The 20,627-nt window shown below is 64.0% G+C and carries 11 protein-coding genes; all 11 read right to left on the bottom strand.

Annotated features, from left to right (window positions below; translation table 11 throughout):
* The coding region (locus VJR68_RS14625) for a glycosyltransferase family 2 protein (RefSeq protein ID WP_324148813.1) at nucleotides 1-674 on the bottom strand (674 nt) is incomplete at its 3' end.
* Nucleotides 671-1,864 carry a hypothetical protein gene (locus VJR68_RS14620; protein WP_324148811.1) on the bottom strand — a complete coding sequence of 398 codons (1,194 nt, stop codon included), beginning with the start codon at nucleotides 1,862-1,864 and terminating at the stop codon, nucleotides 671-673. The genes VJR68_RS14620 and VJR68_RS14625, both read right to left, overlap by 4 nt.
* Complete coding sequence (locus VJR68_RS14615; protein WP_324148810.1) at nucleotides 1,864-3,063, bottom strand: glycosyltransferase family 4 protein; 1,200 nt, start codon at nucleotides 3,061-3,063, stop codon at nucleotides 1,864-1,866. Before VJR68_RS14615 ends, VJR68_RS14620 begins: the two co-directional genes overlap by 1 nt.
* Nucleotides 3,060-3,701 carry a polysaccharide deacetylase family protein gene (locus VJR68_RS14610; protein WP_324148808.1) on the bottom strand — a complete coding sequence of 214 codons (642 nt, stop codon included), beginning with the start codon at nucleotides 3,699-3,701 and terminating at the stop codon, nucleotides 3,060-3,062. Before VJR68_RS14610 ends, VJR68_RS14615 begins: the two co-directional genes overlap by 4 nt.
* A complete protein-coding gene (locus tag VJR68_RS14605; protein WP_324148806.1) occupies nucleotides 3,698-4,867 on the bottom strand; it encodes a glycosyltransferase family 4 protein in 1,170 nt (389 codons plus the stop codon). Before VJR68_RS14605 ends, VJR68_RS14610 begins: the two co-directional genes overlap by 4 nt.
* Nucleotides 4,864-6,003: a glycosyltransferase gene (locus tag VJR68_RS14600; RefSeq protein WP_324148805.1), complete on the bottom strand. Its 1,140-nt coding sequence runs from the start codon at nucleotides 6,001-6,003 to the stop codon at nucleotides 4,864-4,866. The genes VJR68_RS14605 and VJR68_RS14600 overlap by 4 nt, the downstream gene beginning before the upstream one ends.
* A complete protein-coding gene (locus tag VJR68_RS14595; RefSeq protein ID WP_324148803.1) occupies nucleotides 6,000-7,364 on the bottom strand; it encodes a phenylacetate--CoA ligase family protein in 1,365 nt (454 codons plus the stop codon). Before VJR68_RS14595 ends, VJR68_RS14600 begins: the two co-directional genes overlap by 4 nt.
* Nucleotides 7,365-7,602: 238 nt before the next feature.
* The gene (locus VJR68_RS14590) at nucleotides 7,603-8,868 is read right to left on the bottom strand and encodes an O-antigen ligase family protein (RefSeq protein ID WP_324148801.1); all 1,266 of its coding nucleotides are present in this window, start codon (nucleotides 8,866-8,868) and stop codon (nucleotides 7,603-7,605) included.
* Nucleotides 8,868-9,968 carry a polysaccharide deacetylase family protein gene (locus tag VJR68_RS14585; RefSeq protein WP_324148799.1) on the bottom strand — a complete coding sequence of 367 codons (1,101 nt, stop codon included), beginning with the start codon at nucleotides 9,966-9,968 and terminating at the stop codon, nucleotides 8,868-8,870. The genes VJR68_RS14590 and VJR68_RS14585 overlap by 1 nt, the downstream gene beginning before the upstream one ends.
* 393 nt (nucleotides 9,969-10,361) lie before the next feature.
* The gene (locus tag VJR68_RS14580) at nucleotides 10,362-16,793 is read right to left on the bottom strand and encodes a non-ribosomal peptide synthetase (protein ID WP_324148797.1); all 6,432 of its coding nucleotides are present in this window, start codon (nucleotides 16,791-16,793) and stop codon (nucleotides 10,362-10,364) included.
* Nucleotides 16,794-16,804: 11 nt separating this feature from the next.
* Nucleotides 16,805-20,627 (bottom strand): type I polyketide synthase (locus VJR68_RS14575; protein ID WP_324148795.1); only part of this gene is annotated, 3,823 nt, incomplete at its 5' end.

Below are 20,627 nucleotides of genomic sequence, written 5' to 3'. Positions count from 1 at the left end.
ACGCTGCGATAAATCGCCCACTGCCACGACGCTGCTCGTAGCTTGTTGGCCGATAGCGATCGCTCGCGCACCAGGTACCAGGCCAGCGGTTCGGGCGATTCCACGCGTACGGCGCGGCCGGCACGCCGCACCTGTTCCAGCCAGAACACGTAATCCTCATGGCCGATGCGCTGAAACGGCACGTCGCCGAGGCTTCGCGCGTACATGCCGGTAAGGTTGCCGATGAAGTTGCTGGCAAGCATGTCCTGCCAGTTCACCTGTGGCGGCGGCGTCACCTGGCTCAACAGGCGGCCGTCTTCGGCGACACGCCAGTACGCGGCATAACTGATCAAGGCACCACTTTTGCGCATGCTGGCCAATTGACGTTCCAGCTTGGCCGGATGCCACCAATCATCCGCGTCGAGGAAGGCAATGTAGCCGCCACGCGCGGCGGCGATGCCGGCGTTGCGGGCGGCAGCAACGCCGCCATTGCAGGGTTGCCGCAAGACGCGCACCCGCGCGTCGGCGGCTGCATAGGTTTGGAGCATCTCCGGGGAGCGATCGCTGGAGCCGTCATCCACGGCCAGCAATTCCAGCCGATCGTGATGCTGCGCAAGCACCGAATCGATCGCGCGCCGCAGCCACGCCTCGGCGTTGTAGACCGGCATGATCACGCTGACGAGATCGTTGCTCATACGGCCATGTCGCGTTGCACTTCGTTATCGATGCGCACGCCGGGTGGAGGCAGTTCGTAGTCGCGGTAGCCATGCGGATTGCCGGTCAACCCTGCTTCGGCCGCCTTGATGATGTTGTAGACCTCGCGCGCGGTGACGTAATGCAATACGTAATGCTTGCCGTCGTTGTAGGTGTCTTCCAGATAGCGGTGCATGCGATCGGTGGCGTCGCCAAGCAGCGTGTCCATGTCGCGCTCCTGCGTGCCGTGCGTGTGGATCTTGACGAACACCCATTCGGGTCGGCCTTCCACGTGCACGCCGGTGTTGATCCATGCATCAATCCGATCCGGCGTCGGCGGGCAGGCGTGGCGAACATCCGCGTTCTCGATGCGCGGCACGATGCCGAAGCGCCGGCTGCGCCAGTTCAATCCCAACGGCCCCTGCACGATCATCAGATCGCCATTGGGCTTGCCGCCGACATGGACCGGCTCGCCCGAGTCGTGCGACTTGGGCCGCGCGGGATCGTCCGTTGCGTAGTAGATCGAGTTGATCATCCGCGTCTGCGTTTCGCTGGGCGCGGAGGGCAGGGTGAAGTCGGCGTAGCAACCCAGTTCGCGCAGCAGGATCAATTCGTTGTTGATGCCGCACCAGCGGCCGTCCGCGCGCGAGTTGTCCAGGCACCAGTTGCCGTGGATGAATCCGAAGCGCAATTGGCCGGTCTTGGGGTCGCGCGGCAAGGCGTTGTGCCGTTCGTGCAGCACCCGGTTGAAACGGTCGATGGTGGCGCGGAAGTTGTCGGGCGTGTCGTTGTCGTGATGCAGATGCACTTCGATTTCGCCATAGCCATCCGCACACAAAGCGGCCAGCTTTTGCAGGTGTTCCTCGAGATATTCCTCTTCCGGGTAGAAGAAGCTGTGCTGCGGCGGCCGGCCATCGGCGTCCCGATGCACGCTGGCCAGCTTGCGGTAATCGCGGCACCAGCGATCCACGCGGGCGCGTTGCGTGGGCAGGTCGGCCTTGCCCCAGGCCGGTTCAAAGTGATCGACGAAGCAGAACATCACGTGGATCGGTTTGCCGGTCACGCGCGGCCGCCGGCGCCGGATATAGCTGCCGAGCCAGATCTGCATCTGGCGCGCGCGTATCGCCAGGGTGACGGCGACTGCCAGCGTCAGCAGCGTCGCAAGTGCAAGCCACAGCGCGATCGTCCACATCAGTGTGCTCCTTCAAGCATGCTGTGTTCGCTGATCACGGCGCGGCTGCCGGGCATCAGGGTAAGCAGTTGTTCGGCGTTGTTGCGCCATTGGCGCTCGCGCTGGATATAGCGGTGCGCGGCACCGCCCACGCGCCGGTGTTCGTCGCCTTGCGTGGCCAGGTCCAGCACGCGTTGCACGCATGCATCGATCTCGCCGTGCGGAAACAGCCAGCCGGTCGCGCCATCGCTGATCACCTCGGCCACCGGCGCGTAATCGGGTGCGACCACCGCGACGCCCATGCCCATCAGCTCGAACAGTTTCATCGGTGAGCCGTAATGATTGGAGTTGGGTAGCACCGCGTAGTCCATGCAGGCGATCCAGCTGGCGATGTCCTCGTGCGCCACGCGGCCGGGCAGCAGCACGCGGTCGGATAGGCCACGTTCGACGACGAGTGCACGCACCGCCGGCAAGGTCTTCCCATCGCCGACAAACACCAGCGCCAGTTGCGGGGCTTCGTGCAGGCGCGCGGCAATGGCTTCGACAAACGCATCCACGCCATGCCAATGCGCAAAGACACCGATATGCCCGCAGACGATGCGGCCATCCAGCCCGCGTTCGGTGCGCAACCTGGCGGCATCGAAACGCGAAGGATCGAAGCGGGACAGATCGACCGCATTGGGCGACACCACCGATGGCGCCATCGGGCCGTAGGCCGCTTGCGCCTGGTCGCGGAAATAGTTCGATATGAAGACGAGTCCAGTGCAGTTATGCAGGCACCATTTCTCAATACGCCGCGCCAGGCTTTTCAGGCGCAACGGCCGCACGCGTTCGACCAGGGCCGAATCGTTGATCTCCAATACCAATGGAATACCGCGCCGCCGCGCCAGCCACACCGTCGCGCACAGAAACAGCGAATAGCGTTCGTAGATCAGCTGCGGGCGTTGCCGGCGGATCGCCGCACTCACGCGAAAAAGCGTGACGAGGTTGTAGGCAAGCTCAAGGCATTCGAACAATACGCCCGGCAGGCGTGTGATGGCGGCAGCGATGTGGCTACGCTTCGAATTGCCCTGCGTGGTCGATTCGTGTTCGGGATCGGCGCCGGGAAACGACAGGATCGACACCGTGTGTCCCAGCGCGCGCAACGCATGCACGATGCCGCGAATATGCACGCCTTCGACGTGACGACCGCGGGTGCGATGGTGGTACAGGATATTCATCGCGCCTCCTGCGGCAGCGCGTGAAAAGCATGTCCGTCGGACAGCCATTCCGGCAGCATCACCGTGAGCGCGTCGCGGGCGCGATCGCTGTCGTCGTGCATCAGCACGATGTCGCCAGGGGAGGGTGGATCCGCGCGCAGCCGGTCGACCATCACGCGGTTGGGCCGGTCCTGGTAATCGAGGCTGTCGTACGACCAATAGACAAAGGTGCGTCGTTGCACGGCGAAGTAGCACAGCAGATCCGCGCCGATGTAGCCATGCGGTGGCCGCATGCGATGGTGCGCGCGTCCGTCGAAGGCGCTCAACAAGGCATCGGTGCTGTTGATCTCGTCGAGCTTCTTGCGCGTCGTCATGCGCTTGAACGACCAATGGCTATAGGAATGATTGCCCACCATGTGCCCTTCGGCGACGATGCGCTCCACCAGCCTGGGGTGACGCTCGATCTTCTGGCCGACCAGGAAAAAACTCGCTTTCACGCCGTGCTCGGCGAGCAGGTCCAGCAATGGCGGTGTATAGATGGGATCGGGACCGTCATCGAAAGTGAGGTAGCGGATATTGGCGTGGGACGAACCCTTGGTCTGCACCAATGCATCCGGCAGCAGGCCCAGCCACTGATGTTTTCTCGGTCTCATATTCATGCGGACACACCGGCGGTGGCGGAGGATTCGACGGCGGCGTGCAAGATGGCATCCAGTTGGCGGATGTTGTCCTCCCAGCGAAAACCGCGTGCATGCATGGCGATGCGCTTGTGGTTCCAGCGCCGCGCGCTGGCTTCGATCAGCGCGGCGGATAGCGCTTGCCGCGCGCGGGGTGGCACCAGGATGCCGGCGTAATGGGGCACCACTTCCGGAATGCCGCCGACGTGGCTGGCGACGATGGGCGTGCCGCATGCCATCGCTTCAAGCACGACATTCGGCACGCCTTCGTTATGGCTGGGCAGGCACAGCAGGTCGGCGGAACGAAACCAGTCGCCCAGTTCGTCATGCGCTACGGCGCCGGCGATTTCGACGTGATCGAGGCAACCGAGTGCCTTGGCGCGTTCAATCAATGCGGCGCGGGCCGCACCGGTGCCGACATAGATCAAACGCGCCAGGGGTTGCGCGGCGAGTAGCGCCGGAAAGGCTTCAAGCAGATCGAGGCAACCTTTGGATGGCTTCAAGTTGCCGACGAACAACAGCAGCGGCGAATACGTGGAAAGCCCGAGCCTGGCCCGCGATTCGGCGCGCGTTTCGTGATGAAAGATGGACGTGTCGACGCCGTTGTAAAGCACGTGCACGTGAGAGGGTTGCGTGCCCAGGCCGACCGCCTTGGTCGCCAAGGCCTTGCTTACCGCCACCACGCCCGCCGCGCCCTTCAATGCCGAGCGAATCTGCGGGCGCTGCAACAGGTTATTGGCCTGCACGTTGAGATCGCTGCCATGCACCTTCACCACATAGGGAATGCGCAGCAAGCGCGCCAGCCAACCCACGGCGGCCCCATCGGGATAGGCCCAGCTGACCAGCATGCAATCGTAATGGGCACGCCGTATCTGGCGACCGCGTTGCCACAGCAAGCACAAAAGCCAGCAGATCGCATGCAGCGAACGGCCGATGCGAGGCGGAAACACGAAGGTGAAATAGTCGGAGCGCAGATGCTGGGCATTCACTTCGCCACGGCGATCGTGGAGCCGTTCGCGAAAGTCGATCGCCGTGATGACGTCCACCTCATGCAGCTGGCCGAGGCGTTCGAACTGCTGGCGATTGAAGGCGCCGCGCAGCGGATCCCAGGGGGTGGGAAACAAATTGGTGAGGATCAACACTTTCATGCGAGGTGGCCGTCCCTAGAGCCTTGGTCAAGTTTTGAGCCGTCGTAAAGTTGGGCGTAACGCATCGCCATCGTTTCCAGCGAGCCGTAGCGTTCGACCCATGTGCGCGCTGCGTGGCCCAAGGCCCGCGCCTGCTGCGGATTGCGCAAGAGCGCGAGCATCGCGTCGGCCAGCGCCGATGGATCTCCCGCTGCCACCAGAGTGCCGGTGATGCCGTCACGCACGATCTCGCCATTGCCGCCGACGTTGGTGGCGATGATGGGCAACGCGACGGCGCTCGCTTCCAGCAAGGCCATCGAATAGCCCTCGCTCAGCGAGGACAGCACGAACAGGTCCAGGCCTTGCAGCCATTCGCGCACGTCGCTGCGATCGCCGAGGAAATGCACGCTATCGACGACGCCTTCGTCGATGGCGCTCTGTTGCAGGGAAGCGCGCAGTTCGCCGTCGCCGATCAAGACCAGGGCAGTATCGGCATGCTGTTCGTGCACGCGCTTGAAGGCACGGATAAGGCCGAGCTGATCCTTGGTCCAGTTCAGGCGCCCGACCGTGCCGATGATGCGCGTGTGCTCGGGCAGGTTCAGCCATCGCGCGACACGGCCATGCGTCGATGGCGATGCAGTATCAAATGCATCCACGCGGATGCCATTGGGCACCACGCACGCCTTGGCCGAGGGAATGATGCCGCGCCGGATTGCATCGCTGCGCGCCGCTTCGCACACGGTGGCCACGGTATCGGTGCGCATCAACGCACGCCGATACAGCCACTCGCGCCGCCGCGCACGGCGGTTGACGCCCATGCCGTGGCGCGTGTTGATCACCCGCCGCATCGGCAGGCCGCACGTGGCCAGCACGGCCTGGTAATGCGCGACCGCATTATGCGTATGCAGCACCTCGGTGGCATGCGTGCTCACCATCCGGCGCGCGCGTGCCAGCGCGGTCAGATCCAAGCCCTGGCGTTTGCCGCATACCTGCACCGCAATGCCCAGTTCGTCCAGTTCATGCGCCAGCGAGCCGGCCGAATACCAGCACACCACCTGGCAACGATGCCCTTGCCGATGCTGATATTTCACCAGCTCCAGCACCATGCGCTCCAGGCCGCCGCGATCCAGGCTTTCGACGAAATGAGTGATGTTCACGGCGCCAGCTCCGAGACCGTGACCCGCATTTTTCCGCTGCGCGTGAGCGGAATCTCGTCGACAAAGTGGCAATGCAACTGCACGCTGTCGCCGAGCACCTTGTCGACTTCGTGGTGGATGTATTCGAGCGAGGCGTCGTCAAAACCCGCGCCACGCACGATGGAAAGATCGAGGCGATCGAGTCGCCGCTGCACCAGTTGGAAGCGCTGCAAACCGGGTACGTCCTTGAGCATGTGCGGAAAAAATTCGCCGGGCAGCACGTGTCCGCCCGGCGTGCGAATCGCATCCAGGATGCGGCCCTCAATCCGTGCCAGCAGCGGCAAGCCGCGCCCGCAACTGCAGCGTTCCGCGGATGCCGTCGCCATGTCGCCATTGGCGTAGCGCACGAACGGCATGCCGTAATTGAAAAGATCGGTGATGACGACGTCGCCGGTGTGGCCATCGCCATCGTTTGCGGTGCCGTGCGAACCACACAGCTCCACCACCAGGTGATCGCTGTTGACGTGCAGGCCATGGCGCTGCTCGCACTCGGCGGCAATCAGCATGAACTCGCGGCAGCCATAGGTATTGAACGCCGGCGCCATGAAGGCCTGCTCGATCGCCTCGCGCTGGAAACCATGCATTGCTTCGGCCCCGCCGATGATCGCTTGCGGACGCCAGATCGTGCGGCCGCACGCGTTCAACCATTCCGCCAACTGCACCAGCGGCCCGACATAGGCGACGATGATGTCCGGCCGATAGCGGTCGATGGCATCGGCGTACTCGGCCATGTTCGCTTCCGTCATCTTGAAGCTGTTGAGCACGCGGCGTGCGAAGACGGTGTTGTAGAGACGATCCTTGAGCTGGTGCGCGCGCGTGGGATCGCCCACCGGTCCGCCCCACAAAAACAACGTGCGGCGCCCCATGCGCGAGCCGGCCCATTCGTAGCCGCGCCACATCACGGCGGTGCGGCGATCGTTGCTTTCGCGCGTAAAACCGAAGCGCATCGGCTCGCCGGTGGAGCCGCCGGTCGCCTTGTACAGCAGGCGATCGCGCCACGAGTCGGCCTTGAGTTCGTCGGCATGCTCGCGGATGTCGGTCTTGGTCAGGAGCGGCAGGCGGGCATAGTCGTCCAGATTGCGGATGTCGTTGGGCGTGATGCCAAGTTCGCGCCATTGCTTGCGGTAGTAGGGCACGTCGCGATAGCAGTGCTCGAGCAAGCGCTGCAGCCGCGCCCATTGCAAGGCTGCGAGCTGTTCCGGCGCCAGCCACTGATCGCGCCGATAAGCGTCGAGATAAGCCAGTGTGCGACGGCGGCGCAGGCCGGTTTCGTAGGCGGGGAACAGGATGCGCCGGAAGGCGGCTTCGTAGAGGGCGCTCATGCTGCACGCTTCCTGCGTTGTGTCCGGCTATGCGATATACGGCCCCCTCTCCCCTCCGGGGGGAGGGTTGGGGTGAGGGGCCTGGCGGAGCGAGATACCGATACCGGCAGGTAGCCATCCGTCGTTATGTGACGGACGCAGTGATGAGCTGCTTGCTCCGCACCGCCCCTCGCCCCAGCCCTCTCCCCGAAGGGGAGAGGGCGTGCATCGTCGCGTCGCAACGTAAATGGCCGCCTATTCATGAGCCCACACGCAACAACACAGCAACCAGCACAAAGAAACCCGCGATGCTCCCAGCAGACGCCGATAACCAGAACCACGCATTGCTCCCCAGCGTAAACAGCCGCAGGCCGGGAAAGCGTTGCCGCGCGCTGACGTAATAGCCCACTACCATCGCCGACAGCAGATACATCACCACGGTATAGCTGCGGCTCAAGAAAAAGGCGGCCGAAAACAGGCCGAACAGCGACAGCAACAAAGTCAGCGCCATGCGTTGTTCGCCCTGCCACGCCTTGGCGCGCGCCGGATCGTCGAGGCCAGCAGGCTTGTGGCGCAGCACCGTCAGCATCATCCAGAAGCCGTAGCCGACAAAGGCCAGCCACAGCAGATAACCGACAAACCCGGTCTCGGCCAACACCAGCACGAACGAGTTGTGCGCGGTCAGATCGTTGTACTCGGTGAAATTGCCCGCGCCGACGCCGAATACCGGGTGCGACAGAAACATGTGCAGGCCTTCGTACCACGCATTCACGCGGCCGGATGCCGATTCCTCATCCGGGTCCAGTTCCTGCATGCGCGAGGACAGCAGCTTCATGCAGGCCAGGCCGACCACGCCCAGCGTGCCCGCGGTAATGAAGCCGCGCCGATACCAGACATACACACCCGCCACAATCAGCACGGCAAGCAGCGCGCCGCGCGAGTTTGTGAGATAGGTGCCGTAGAACAACAACCCGCCGCAGGCCAGCCAGAACAGGCGCAGCATCAATCCTCGCAGCGTGCTCAGATACACCGACATGGGAATGGCGGTGGCAAACAGCAGTCCAAGGTCGTTCGGATCATTGAAAATGCCGACGTATTGAATGCGCCCATCTTCGGAAATCGGCACGCCGGTCCAGCCCACGCCGTCCTTTGCCTGTTGAATGCCGTGCACGGCCAGCACCACCGAACACAACACGAAGACGGCCATGGCCATGGTTACGCGCTGCTGCGTATGGCATGCCGCCGCAAACACGAAGAAGGCAATGGCGATCGGCCCGAATTTCTCGAACTGATCCAGCGCGCCACCGACCCAGCCGTTGACCACCACCGAGATCATCAGCACCAGCAGAAAGACGGGCAGGATGATGAATTGCGGTGCTGCAAACGTCTTGGCGTTCGACGCCAGCCAGCACAAGAAGGCGGCAACCAGCACCACCGGCAGAATCGGCACGCCGGTAAACGCCGCCATGTATTCCTGCGGGCGGATGATCGTCAACACCAGATAGAGCAGGATCAGCGGAAACATCAGGCGTGCACCTGCTCGCGCGCTGGCTCGTGGTGGGCGGTTGGATAGCTGACCAGGCTTGGCAAGGCCAGCATCGCGGCAAACCAGCCCGGACCCATCATGCGTTCGACCGGCAGGCGGAACAGGGCGTAGCGATTGGACGCCGGGCGTGGATTGGTGCCGCAGATGTAGCAGACGGCCAAATCAAAGCCCGCATCGCGCGTGGCGTTCATCACGCCCTCGTCGAACGCGCGATCGCCGCCGACCGGGTAGGACATCAAGGTGGCGGGAACGCCAAGCTCGCGATCCAACGTGGCCTTGGATTGGCGTACTTCATCCGCCATCAGTCCGCCCGAAAGCTTGGCCAGCATGCGGTGATATACGCCGTGCGAGCCGATGTCGAAACCGGCGGCGTGCATCTCGCGCACCTGGTCCCAGGTCATCGGTCGGCAATCGTCCGGGCGCACGTTGCTGGTCATGCGCCACTCCTGTTCCAGTCGCTCGATCATCGCTTCCTGCTTCATCGCGTCGATGCTTTTCATGGTCTTCAGGACCGTGCCTGCCAGCGAGCGCCGCAGGTTGCGGTCATGCGGCATCGGCACGTCCATGCCGATTTCCGGCAGCACCAGGCGTGGTGCATGGGTCAGCAGGATCATGTGGACCAGCCAGTCGTAGCCGAACGGCTTGCCGATATCGATGTGGCCGGTGGAGACGAAGAACGTCGCGGGAATGTCCAGCTCGCGCAGGATGGGGTAGGCGATGCGGTAGTTGTCGTCGTAGCCGTCGTCGAAGGTGATGGCCACGGCATCGGGGGGCAGCGCGTCGCCGTTCTTCAAGGCGGCGGCAACGTCACTCAGGCTGACGGGCGTGAAGTGCTGCTTGACGTGCTGCATCTGCGCGCGAAAGCGCTCCGGCGTGGTGCTGATCAATTCCAGATCGAAATCGAACGTGGCCGGATCGGGCAGCGGCATCACCCGGTGATAAGCCAGGATGCGCAAGTCCCGCTGCCACCACGAGCGTACGCGCTGCAGCGAATGCAATGCGCCGGTGCTGTAGCACAGCTCCGCCACGCGCCCGCGGATGCCCGATGCCCTGCCGTTGCCTTCGTCTTGAGTCAGCATGGACGGAGTTCCTAATGGTGAGTGTGGCGAGTGAATATGCAGATGCTTGATAAGTCATCGCCATTCAAATCTCGCGGTGACGTCATTCCGGCGAACGCCGGAATCCAGTCAAACATGATGTGCGCAGCACACGGCATAAGGAGTTTGTGTGCTTTGCACGACGTACTTAACTGGATTCCGGCGTTCGCTGGAATGACGAGCATTGGATCTACGGCGGCATGGTCTTGCAGCAATGTCTGGCCTGCGCCGCTCGCTTCGCTCGCACCCCACCCTGGCCATCCCCTGCAGACAGGTGAGGGGGCGGGTTCGCGGCAGGTTGTCGTTGTCACGCAACCATCAAGCAAGTGTTCCGAATGTTTCATATCGGTTTTCCCCCGTGCCGATGCGCTCATGTCAGCGGCGCCCGAACAAGCGCCCCAGTAGTGAGCCGGCTTTAGCGGGCGGCGGCGTACTGGGTGCGCTTTCCGAGAACCCCGCCGCCAGCGTGCCCAGCGTGCCATTGGCAATATCCAGCAGATGCAACGACATGCCGGTCTGCCGTTGCACGCGCGCCGCCATGTCCACCGCCATCAGCGAATGGCCGCCGATATCGAAGAAGTTGTCGCTGGTGCGCACGCGAGCAAGGCCCAGCAATTCTTTCCACAGAGCGGCCAGCAATTGCTCGTTGGCGGTCTTCGGTTGCGTGGCGTCGTCGATGTCGTCGTCGGCGGCGGCTTCGGCCGGTGACTGCAGCGCGGCGATATCTACCTCGCCATTGGCCATCAAGGGCAGGGCATCGAGCAGCACCAGGTGCTGTGGCACTTCATGCGCGGGCAACGCCTCGGCCAGGGCCGCCACCAGTTGCTGGGTGTCAAGCCTGTGCTCGGGCGCGGCAACCACATAGGCGTCGATATGCATGCTGCCGACCTGATTCATGCGCGCGATGGCGACGGCGCGGATCACGCCGGGTTGGCTGAGCAGTTCGGCTTCAACCGTCCCCAGGTCGACGTCGCGGCCATGGATGCGCTCGCGGCGATCGGTGCGGCCCATCTCTTGAACGTTGCCGTTGACCAGCCAGCGCCCACGGCAATGCGTGCGTTGCAGGCGCATATCCTGCGCCGCCGCCGAAGCCATGACGGCGCCATCGCCATGCGCCATCGCACGCCTGCCGAATGGCTGGCTCAGCGATGCGCCGCCGATGTGGATCTCGCCGATTGCGCCGATCGGGCAGGGTTGCTGTTGATCGTCGAGAATCCACACCGCGGTATTACCGAGCGGTTGGCCACTGTGCAGGCTTTCGGCCGGCCGCTCGATGCGGCCGCAAGTGGCAGCCGGTGCGGCGTCGGCGCAGCCCGATACATTCCAGATGCCGGCGCAGCGTTCGGCCAGCTTTACGGCCAATTCGGGTGTCGGCAGGCCGCCGATGCAAATGGCCTTCATCGCCATGCGGCCGGTCCAGTTGGCACTGATCATTGCCTGCCACGCGCCGGGTGCCGCGAACATCGCGCTGGCTTGATGGTTCTGTGCCAGCGCGACCAGCGCCTCGCCGTCGCGTGCTTCGCGCTGGTGGGCGAGAATCAATTCGCCGCCGAGCGCGATCGGCAACAGGTTTTCGACAATGGCATCGCTCGTCGCTGCCGAAGCGGTCGCCAGGATGCGATCGTCCGCCGACAAGCCGAGCGACGCCTGCAAGCCTTGCAGCACATTGGCGATGGCGCGATGCGTAAAGCCCGCGCCGCGCGGTCGGCCATCCACGCCGGGCAGGTAGACGATGATCGCGACGTGGTCGTCGATGCCCTCGCTCACCAGGCGGCTGCGGTCGCTGGCGGCGCCGATGATTTCGACGGTATCCGCATCGAACCACAAGGCTTGCGCACGCGGCCACTGCAGCGTGCTTTCCAGTGCACTGTCGCCTACCAGCAAGCTGATGGAGGCATCCGCGATAATTTCTTTCAGGCGTGCCGCCGGATCGGTGGGATCGAGCAACACGCACACGCCGCCGGCCTTGAGAATGCCCAGCATACCGGCCAAGCGATTGATGCCGGGTTCTGCCGCCAATCCAACGGCCGTGCCGCTGCTCGCGCCGCGTGTGCGCAGGCAATGCGCGATGCGGTTGGCGCGTTGCTCGATATCGCCATAGCGCGTGCCCCAGCTGCCGAAGGTCAACGCGGTTTTATCCGGCGTGCGATCGGCGTGCCGCTCGAACATGGCGGGCACGCTGTTCGGTAACGTGACGATCAGGGATGTTTCGTTCCACGTTTGCTCCTGCGCCAGCTCGGCCGCGCCGATGGCAGTGAGCGAACTGATGCGTTGCCGGGGATCCTCGCTGACGCGCGCCATCATCGCGAGATAACGGTCGCGCAGCAGGCGTGCCGTTTCGGCTTGCAGAATGTCGGCGTTGTAGGTGACGCCACCGACCATGCCGTGGTTGCTTTCGAGGAACCACAGGCCCAGGTCTTCGGTAGCGCCGCTCTGGAACAGCAGGATCTGTTCGTGCGCCAACCCACCCCAGTCGACGACGCGCTGGCGCGCATCCTGGAACGAAAACAGCGCCTGGTAGAGCACCGCGCCACTGCCGGCGCCTACGCGCAATTCCCGCTGCAGGTATTCGAGCGGCACATCGGGATGGCCGAAGCTTTCGATCGCCGCGCATTTCACGTAACGAACGAAATCGATAAACGAGAGCGTCGCGTCAACATTGATGTGTAACGGCAAGAGATTATTGAAATAACCCATCACCGATTCGACTTCGGTCTGGTTGCGCGCACGCACCGGCGTGCCGACCACCAGATCGCGTTCGCCGGCCATGCCGCTGAGCAGCACGTAATAGAGCGCAAGCAAGGTCATGTTGAGCGTGGCGTCCGCTGCGCGCGCGACGTCATGCATGGCATCCGTCGCCTGCTTGGGCACGCGGATCCATTCGGTGCGGCCGATGCCGGACATGCCTGGCCGCCGTGGTTGATCGGTGGGCAGGGCCCGAATGTCCGCCATCTGCGCCAGGCGCTCGCGCCAGAAGGCAAGCTGCGTCTGGAACTGCGGCCCCTCCAGCCATTGCGTATGCCAGGCGGCGAAGTCGCCGTAGCTGACTGGCAAGGGCGGCAGCGGCGATGGCGCATCCGAGATAAAGGCGCGGTATAGCGCGGACAGCTCCGCATACAGGATGTCGAACGACCAGCCATCCCAGATGATGTGATGCGGCATGAAAAAGAACACATGATCGTCGTCGCCAAGGCGGAACATGCGCGCGCTGAACAGCGGTGCCTGGGTGAGATCGAACGGTGTATCGGTGAGCGCCTGCAGGCGTGCCATCAAGGCGGATTCCCGCTCGTTTTCCGGCAGCGCGGAAAGATCCTCGGCGGGAAACAGGCGCACTTCCAGATCGGGAACGACGATCTGTGCCACCTCGTGGCCGTCACGGCGAAACGCCGTGCGCAGGATTGGCTGGCGCTGGATCAAGGCCTGCAACGCAAGCTGGAATGCGGTCTCGTCCAGATGCCCGCGCAAGCGATGCGCGGAGGGCGCGTTGTAGGTGACGCGGCCGGGCTGCAGTTCTTCCAGCGACCACAGGCGCTGCTGCATCAAGGACAGCGGCGCACGGCTTTGATCGGCGCGCCGCGTAATCGGCTGCGTGGCGGGCGCGGTGCCGCTGGCGACTTGTGCACGGATCGCCTTGGCGAGCTCGGCGATGGTCGGCGCGTCAAACAGGGTGCGAAACGACAGGGTGATGCCGAACTCGCGGTTCAACCGTGCGGTGAGTTGCGCCGCCAGCAAGGAGTGGCCGCCAAGGGCAAAGAAATCGTCGCGTACATCGAGATCCGGCAACGACAAGACGCTTTCCATCGCTGCCGCTACACGGCGCTCATCGTCGTCGCGCGGCGCGATGCGTGCGGTGTCCGAGGCCACCGAATGGATTTGCGGCGCGGGCAGCGCCTTGCGATTGGTCTTGCCATTGGGCAGCAGCGGAATCGCATCGAGCGGAATGATGTGCTGCGGCAGCATGTAGTCCGGCAGGCGCTGCTTGAGCGGCTCGCGCAACGCCGCTTCATCGAAGCCAGGCTGCTCGCGCATCACCACATAGGCCACCAGGCGCACGTCGCCGGGACGATCCTCGCGTGCCATCACCACTGCGCGATCGACCTCGGGCACGTCGGCCAGCACGGCTTCGATTTCACCCAGTTCGATGCGATAGCCGCGCACCTTCACCTGGAAATCCAGGCGGCCAAGGTGTTCGAGCATGCCGTTGGCCAACCAGCGGCCGCGATCGCCAGTGCGGTACATGCGCGCATCATTGCTGTTGGCGAACGGATCGGGCAGGAAGCGTTCGGCGTCCAGTTCCGGGCGATTCAAATAGCCCAGCGTGACGCCGGCGCCGCCGATATAGATTTCGCCCGGCACGCCCAACGGGCAGGGCGCGCGGTGTTCGTCGAGGATATGCACCTGGGTGTTGGCGACCGGACGGCCGATAAAGATGCCGGAGCGCGGATGCTCAACGCGCCAATAGGTCGAATAGACCGTGGTTTCGGTCGGTCCGTAGCCGTTCCACACTTCGCTGCAACGCTGCAGCAGCGCTTCGGCCAGATCGACCGCCAACGGCTCGCCGCCGGACACCGCGCGAAAACGCTCGCGCCCCTGCCAGCCAGCCTCGATCAGGATGCGCCAGCCGGAAGGCGTCGCTTGCATCATGGTCGCGTCGCTTTGCTCCACCAGCTTGCGCAAGGCCGCGCCATCGCGCACGTCGTCACGGTCGGCAATGATGACTTCGGCGCCGACGCTCAACGGCAGCATCAATTCCATAAAGGCGATGTCGAACGACAGCGTGGTCACGGCGACCAGCCGATCGTCTTCCGCGATGCCCGGCACGCCTTGCATGCTGGTGAGGAAGTTCGACGTGGTGCGATGCGGGACACGCACGCCCTTGGGTCGGCCGGTAGAGCCGGAGGTAAAGATCACGTAGGCCACGGAGTCGGGCGTTGCCGCCGCCGCATCGCGCGGCAGGCGCGTGGCAAAGGCCAATTCGATCGCATGGGCATCGCGTGTCAGCGACAGCACTTTCGTTGACGGAAATGCAAAGGCCGGTGGCGCGGCGTCGTCGACGATCAGCATCGCCAAGGCCGCATCCTCGGCCATGAACGCCAGGCGGTCGGCGGGAAACGTCGGATCGAGTGGCACATACCCGGCACCGGTCTTGAGCACGGCCAGCACCGTCGCCAGCATGTCCACCTTGCGCGCCAGCGCAATGCCCACCAGCTTGCCGCGGCCGATACCGCGATCGCGCAGCACGTGCGCGAGCTGGTTGGCGCGAGCTTCCAATTGCGCATAGGTCAAATGCCTTGCGCCATGGCGTACCGCCGCGTTGTGCGGAACGCGGTCAACCTGCCGCTCGAAATATTCGTGGGCGAGTTGCTGCTCCGGATACGGCGTGCTTGCCGGTTGCAAGCTTGCGAGGTCGCGCTGTGCAGCTTCCGACAGCAGGCCGAGTTCCTGCATGGCCGTCTCAGGCGTTGCGACGGCGTTGCGCAGCAGGGTTTCGTAGGCGTCGAGCCAGCAGCGAATCGTTTCGGCGCGGAACAGGTCGCTGTTGTATTGGCATTCCAGGCGCAGGCCGTCGCCGACTTGCACCGCGTTGACGAACAGCTCGAAATTCTCGAATGCACGCGCGTTGCCGGAAAACTCGAAACGCAGGCCAGGGAACGACACCGTGCGTTCGTCCAGCGCCTGATCGAGGTTGAACAGCACGCTGACCAGCGGCAACCGGCCCGGGTCGCGCGGCATCGCCAGGCGTGCAAGCAAACTGCCGAGCGTGTACTGCCGATGCTCGAATGCATCGAGCAGATCGCTGCGCAAATGATTGAGCACGGTGGCGAACGAAGCTTGTGCGTCGATCACGGTGCGCAATGGCAATACATTGACGCAATGGCCGACGAGGTTGTGCTGTCCATCGACCGCTTGCCCCGCGCTCGGAATGCCGACGACGACGTCGTCCTGGCCGGTCAGGCGATGCAGCAGGGCGCTGAAGCCAGTCAGCAGGGTGGCGTAAAAGCTCGCGCCACGCTTGGCGCCCATGCGTTTGATGTCGGCGATCAGCGCAGCATCCAGCGTGCGGTCCTCGCGCTGCGAAGCGAAGCTGCGATGGCGGCGGCGCGCGCTGTCAGTCGGGAGATCCAGCGACGGAAGTGCGCCGCTGAAGCGGCTCAGCCAGTATTGCTCATCGACCTGGCCGCCTACCGTTTCCGCGCGCATCGTTTCAGCGGCGGCGTAATCCGCAAAGGCATCCGCCGGCGCTGGACCGGCGCCTTGGCCAAGTTGTTGCGCATACAGCGCGGCAAGGTCGCGCACGATCACGCCGAACGACCAGCCATCGCAGACGATGTGATGCGCGGTAAAGATCAGCAGGTGTTCCTGCGCGGCAAGCCGCAGCAATTGCGCGCGCACCAGCGGGCCATGTTCCAGGTCGAACGGCGTGCTGACGGCCACGCGAAGCGCTTCGGCAACGCTTCCATTGCGATCGGCTTCATTCAAGCCGCAAAGGTCATGCACGATGCAATCCAGCTCTACATAAGTTGCAATGCAAAGCTCGTTGCCATCCACGCTCAACGTGGAGCGCAACGCTTCATGCCGGTCGACCACGCCTTGCAACGCCGCCTGCAGAGCCGCCACATCCAGCTCGCCGGAAAAACGGATTGATACCGATTCGTTATAGGCCAGCGAGGCTTCCTGTTCGAGCTTCGCGGCCAGCCATATCTCGCGCTGCGACGCCGTTGCCGGCACGACACGCGCCAGCGCGGCCTCGGCAAACGGATCGTAGTCGACGGCGGTGGAAACAATGTTTACATCGTTGGTGTTCATGGCGTGGTCCCTCATGCGCTCAACTTCATGTACTTGCCGGGTGCATCGGGATTGGGCACGAACCAGGTCGGCTTGCCTTCCTCATCCTTGCCCAGGCGCGCGCCGGCGACGGGCGGCTTGGCCGCGTCCAGCGGCAGCACGTCGATCTTCTTGCGGCGTGGCAGGAATTCGGCTTCCTGCAATTCGAGCACGGAATCCTTGAACGCCTTGGCGATCGCCGCGAAATCTTCCTCGGCATGCGCGGTGGTGAAGAAGCAGGGGAAGTTGTCGAGGATATGGATGCCGCGGCTGCGCATCATCGCGAACAGCAGATCCTGCAGCGGATGGTCTTCCAGGAAGTTGGTCTTCCACACGGACGCAAAGTGCGTCACTTTGATCGGCGCGCCCATCTCGGCGCAGAAGGCATTCAGTTCATCGGCGAGCGATGCCGTACGCGCATTAAGCCGTTCCTGCAAGGCGGCGCCCGATGTGTTCAAGTGGTCGAGCACTGCATGCGCGGCGGCGAGCGCGAGCGGATGGCGCACGAAGGTGCCGGCGAAGTAGGTGACGCCGACCGTCGGAATCGACGCGTCGCCGAACTGCCAGCCGCCGCCGTCGAGCGCATCCATGTATTTGCGCTTGCCGGCGATCACGCCGATCGGGAAACCGCCGCCGACCACCTTGCCGTAGGAAGCAAGGTCCGCATCAATGCCAAGCACCGCCTGCGCACCGCGCGGATGCGAGCGGAAACCGGTGACCACTTCGTCGAAGATCAGCAGAGCGCCGGCATCGCTGGTGATGGCGCGCAGTTCCTGCAGGAACTCGCGGGGCTGGAAATCAGGTCGGCGGCTCTGCACCGGCTCGACCAGCACGGCAGCGATCGATGACGCGCGCTCGCGGATGATCGCCAGCGATTCAGGCGTGCCGTAGTCGAGCACCAGTACGTGCTCGGAGGTATTGCGCAGAATGCCCGGTGCCGCCGGTACCGAGCGCAGCTTCTTGGTGCCGCGCACGATTACCTCGTCGAAGATGCCGTGATACGAACCGGAAAAGATCACCAGCGTGTCGCGGCCGGTCACGGTGCGTGCTACGCGCACGGTGCCCATCACAGCTTCGGAGCCGGTGTTGCACAATGCGGCGCGATCGAAGCCGGTAAGTTCGCACACCTGCTTGGCGACGACGCCGGCCAGCGGATGTTGCGGGCCGATTTCATAACCCAGGTCGAGCTGCTTGCGCACGGCATCGAGCACGAAATCCGGCTGCCAGCCGAACAGATTCATGCCGAAGCCATTCAGTGCATCGACGTATTCGTTGCCATCCAGATCCCACACCTTCGGACCCTTGGAGCGTTCGATCACGATCTGGTAGATGATTTCCTTCAGCAGTGGCCGGAATCCGTTCACCACACGTGGATCGGCCAGGTGCGGACGATGTTCCTGCGTATAGGCCTTCGATGTTTGCGTTCGCTCGATATAACGGCGCATGAAAGCGTCCAGGCGCACGCGCTGGCGGCCGGTCAGCTCGGTCGAGCCGGAATGGATGCGCGCGATCGCGCCGAAGGCTTTCTTGACGTCGTAGGTGGTGTGCGCGATGGCTGCTTCTTCGTCTTGCGGCGCATCGCTGGCCGGCGTTTTAGCTTGCACGGCGACTGGTGGCGACGGTGGCGCCACGGGTGCTGCCGCGGTGGCGACCGGCGCCGCGTTACCGGCATTCGCGAGCAAGGCCAATTGCTGCTGCATGATCAGCATCTGCTGCTGGATCACGTCCTGGATCAATCCACCATTCGCGGGTAGGGACATGACGGATACCTGACTTGTCGTGGCGACGACTGCGGCGGGCGGCGTGGCGACGGCCGGCTCGGTCGCGGGAATGGCTGCGGCGGCTCCGGGCGGCAGCAAGCGGTCGATATGCTGGGCGAGGCTGGCGAACGAGGAATGCGCTTCCATCAGTTCGCGGAAGGTGATCTTCAGTGCAAAGGTCTTCTGCAGCTGCAACGCCACCTGCGTCAGCGACAGCGAGTCCAGGCCGAGTTCGACGAAATGCGTGGCCGGATCGACACCATCGAATTCGGCGCCGGCAACGTCTTCGAACAGCGTGCGGAGTTGCGTGACCAGGCGCGTGGCGCGTGCAGACGTGGCGGATGCGGCCATGGTGGCCTCCGGAATGGCGTTGAGAGGCGTGGCTGCCGCCACGGCGGGTTCGGATCGCACGGGAAGCGCGACAACGTTCGATACCGTTGCCGCCGGTGGTGCGTCGGACGCGCGTGGCGCATCGATCCAATGACGCTTGCGTTCGAACGGATACGTGGGCAGGCGCACGCGCTGCTTGCGCTGCCGGCGATCCAGCTGGCCAACGGCGATATCGATGCCACACGACCAGCATTGACCCACCGCATCGAGCCAGGTGGCGCGTTCGTTCAATGGACTATCGGCCAACGATGCCAGCACGATCCTGCCGCGGCTTTGCGCATGCTGGCGCGCCAACAGGCTGAGCGTGGTGCGCGGGCCCACTTCCAGCAAGGCGTGTTGCGGTTCGGCCAGCAGGTTTTGCAGTGCCGTGGAAAAACGCACGGTGCCGCGCAGATGGCGCGTCCAGTAATCGGCCGACGTCGCTTCGTCGTCGCTCAGCATGCTGCCGGTCAAGGTCGACGCAATCGGTATGCGCGGTGCGGACAGCGCGATCTGTTCGACGGCATGCCGGAACGGTGCCAGTGCCGGATCCATCATCGAAGAGTGGAACGCGTGCGAGGTATGCAACAACCGGCAAGCGATACCGGCTTGTTCGAGTTCCGCCTGGAAGGCTTGGACCGGTGGTGTTTCGCCCGATACCACGCAGGCATTGGGTGCGTTTTCGGCGGCGAGCGATAGCGCGGCCGGCAAGCGCGTTGCCAGCTGCGCAGTATCCATGCGCACGGACAACATCGAGCCGGCAGGCAGCGCCTGCATCAGGCGTCCGCGGCGCGCGACCAGGCGTGCGCCGTCGGCAAGGCTCATCACGTCCGCGACTACTGCTGCGACGAATTCGCCGACGCTGTGGCCGATCATCGCCACGGGCGTGACGCCGTAGCTCATCCACAAACGTGCGAGCGCATATTCGATGGAAAAAATAGCTGGCTGGGTGAGGCCAGTGGCGCGCAGTGCTTCGGCATCGTCGGCAAACAGGCGTTCGCGCAAATCGAAGCCCAGTTCATCGCGCAGAATCTCCGCACAGGCGTCGATCGCCGCGGCGAAGGCCGGTTCCGTTTCATATAACCCGCGCCCCATGCCGGCGTATTGCGAGCCTTGGCCGGGGAACATGAAGACGATGCCCGGCGCCGGATTCAGTGCGGTTTTTGCGGGCGATAACGTCAGGTCCAGCAGGCGCTTGGCGGCGTCGTCGACGCTGTCGGCAACCACGTGCATGCGATGCGCAAACAGCTTTCGGCCCTTGCACAGCGTCCAGGCGGTGTCGGCGAGCTGGGCTTCCGGTTGCCTGGCGAGATGCGCGCTCAATTGTTCCGCTGCGCTGCGCAGCGCTGCATCGCTGCGCGCGGAAAGCAGCAAAAGCTGCGGGCCTTCGGCGGCGTCGGAAGGCTCGCGTTGCGGGGGCTCTTCCAGCACCACATGCGCGTTGGTGCCGCCAACGCCGAAGGAACTCACGCCCGCGCGGAGCGGGCCGCCGTCGAACGTCCAGATGCGCAACGTGTCGTTGACGAAGAATGGCGAGTTGCCGAGCTCGAGCTTGGGGTTGTTGGCGCGGAAATGCAGCGATGGCGGCAGGCGACGTTCGGCCAATGACAGCGCCGTCTTGATCACGCCGGCCGCACCCGCCGCCATCACCAGATGGCCGACATTGCTCTTGACCGAACCGATCGCG

The organism is Dyella sp., from assembly GCF_035277725.1.
In the GTDB taxonomy this organism is placed as follows: domain Bacteria; phylum Pseudomonadota; class Gammaproteobacteria; order Xanthomonadales; family Rhodanobacteraceae; genus Dyella_B.
Note: the sequence above shows the minus strand (reverse complement) of the source record. Positions and strands in the feature narration are given on the sequence as shown.

What these genes read in the sequence shown, in the direction of transcription:
- VJR68_RS14615 (WP_324148810.1), bottom strand. Translation starts at nt 3,063, where the DNA reads ATGAATATCCTGTACCACCATCGCACCCGCGGTCGTCACGTCGAAGGC.
- VJR68_RS14580 (WP_324148797.1), bottom strand. Translation starts at nt 16,793, where the DNA reads ATGAACACCAACGATGTAAACATTGTTTCCACCGCCGTCGACTACGAT.
- VJR68_RS14595 (WP_324148803.1), bottom strand. Translation starts at nt 7,364, where the DNA reads ATGAGCGCCCTCTACGAAGCCGCCTTCCGGCGCATCCTGTTCCCCGCC.
- VJR68_RS14590 (WP_324148801.1), bottom strand. Translation starts at nt 8,868, where the DNA reads ATGTTTCCGCTGATCCTGCTCTATCTGGTGTTGACGATCATCCGCCCG.
- VJR68_RS14605 (WP_324148806.1), bottom strand. Translation starts at nt 4,867, where the DNA reads ATGAAAGTGTTGATCCTCACCAATTTGTTTCCCACCCCCTGGGATCCG.
- VJR68_RS14610 (WP_324148808.1), bottom strand. Translation starts at nt 3,701, where the DNA reads ATGAATATGAGACCGAGAAAACATCAGTGGCTGGGCCTGCTGCCGGAT.
- VJR68_RS14585 (WP_324148799.1), bottom strand. Translation starts at nt 9,968, where the DNA reads ATGCTGACTCAAGACGAAGGCAACGGCAGGGCATCGGGCATCCGCGGG.
- VJR68_RS14620 (WP_324148811.1), bottom strand. Translation starts at nt 1,864, where the DNA reads ATGTGGACGATCGCGCTGTGGCTTGCACTTGCGACGCTGCTGACGCTG.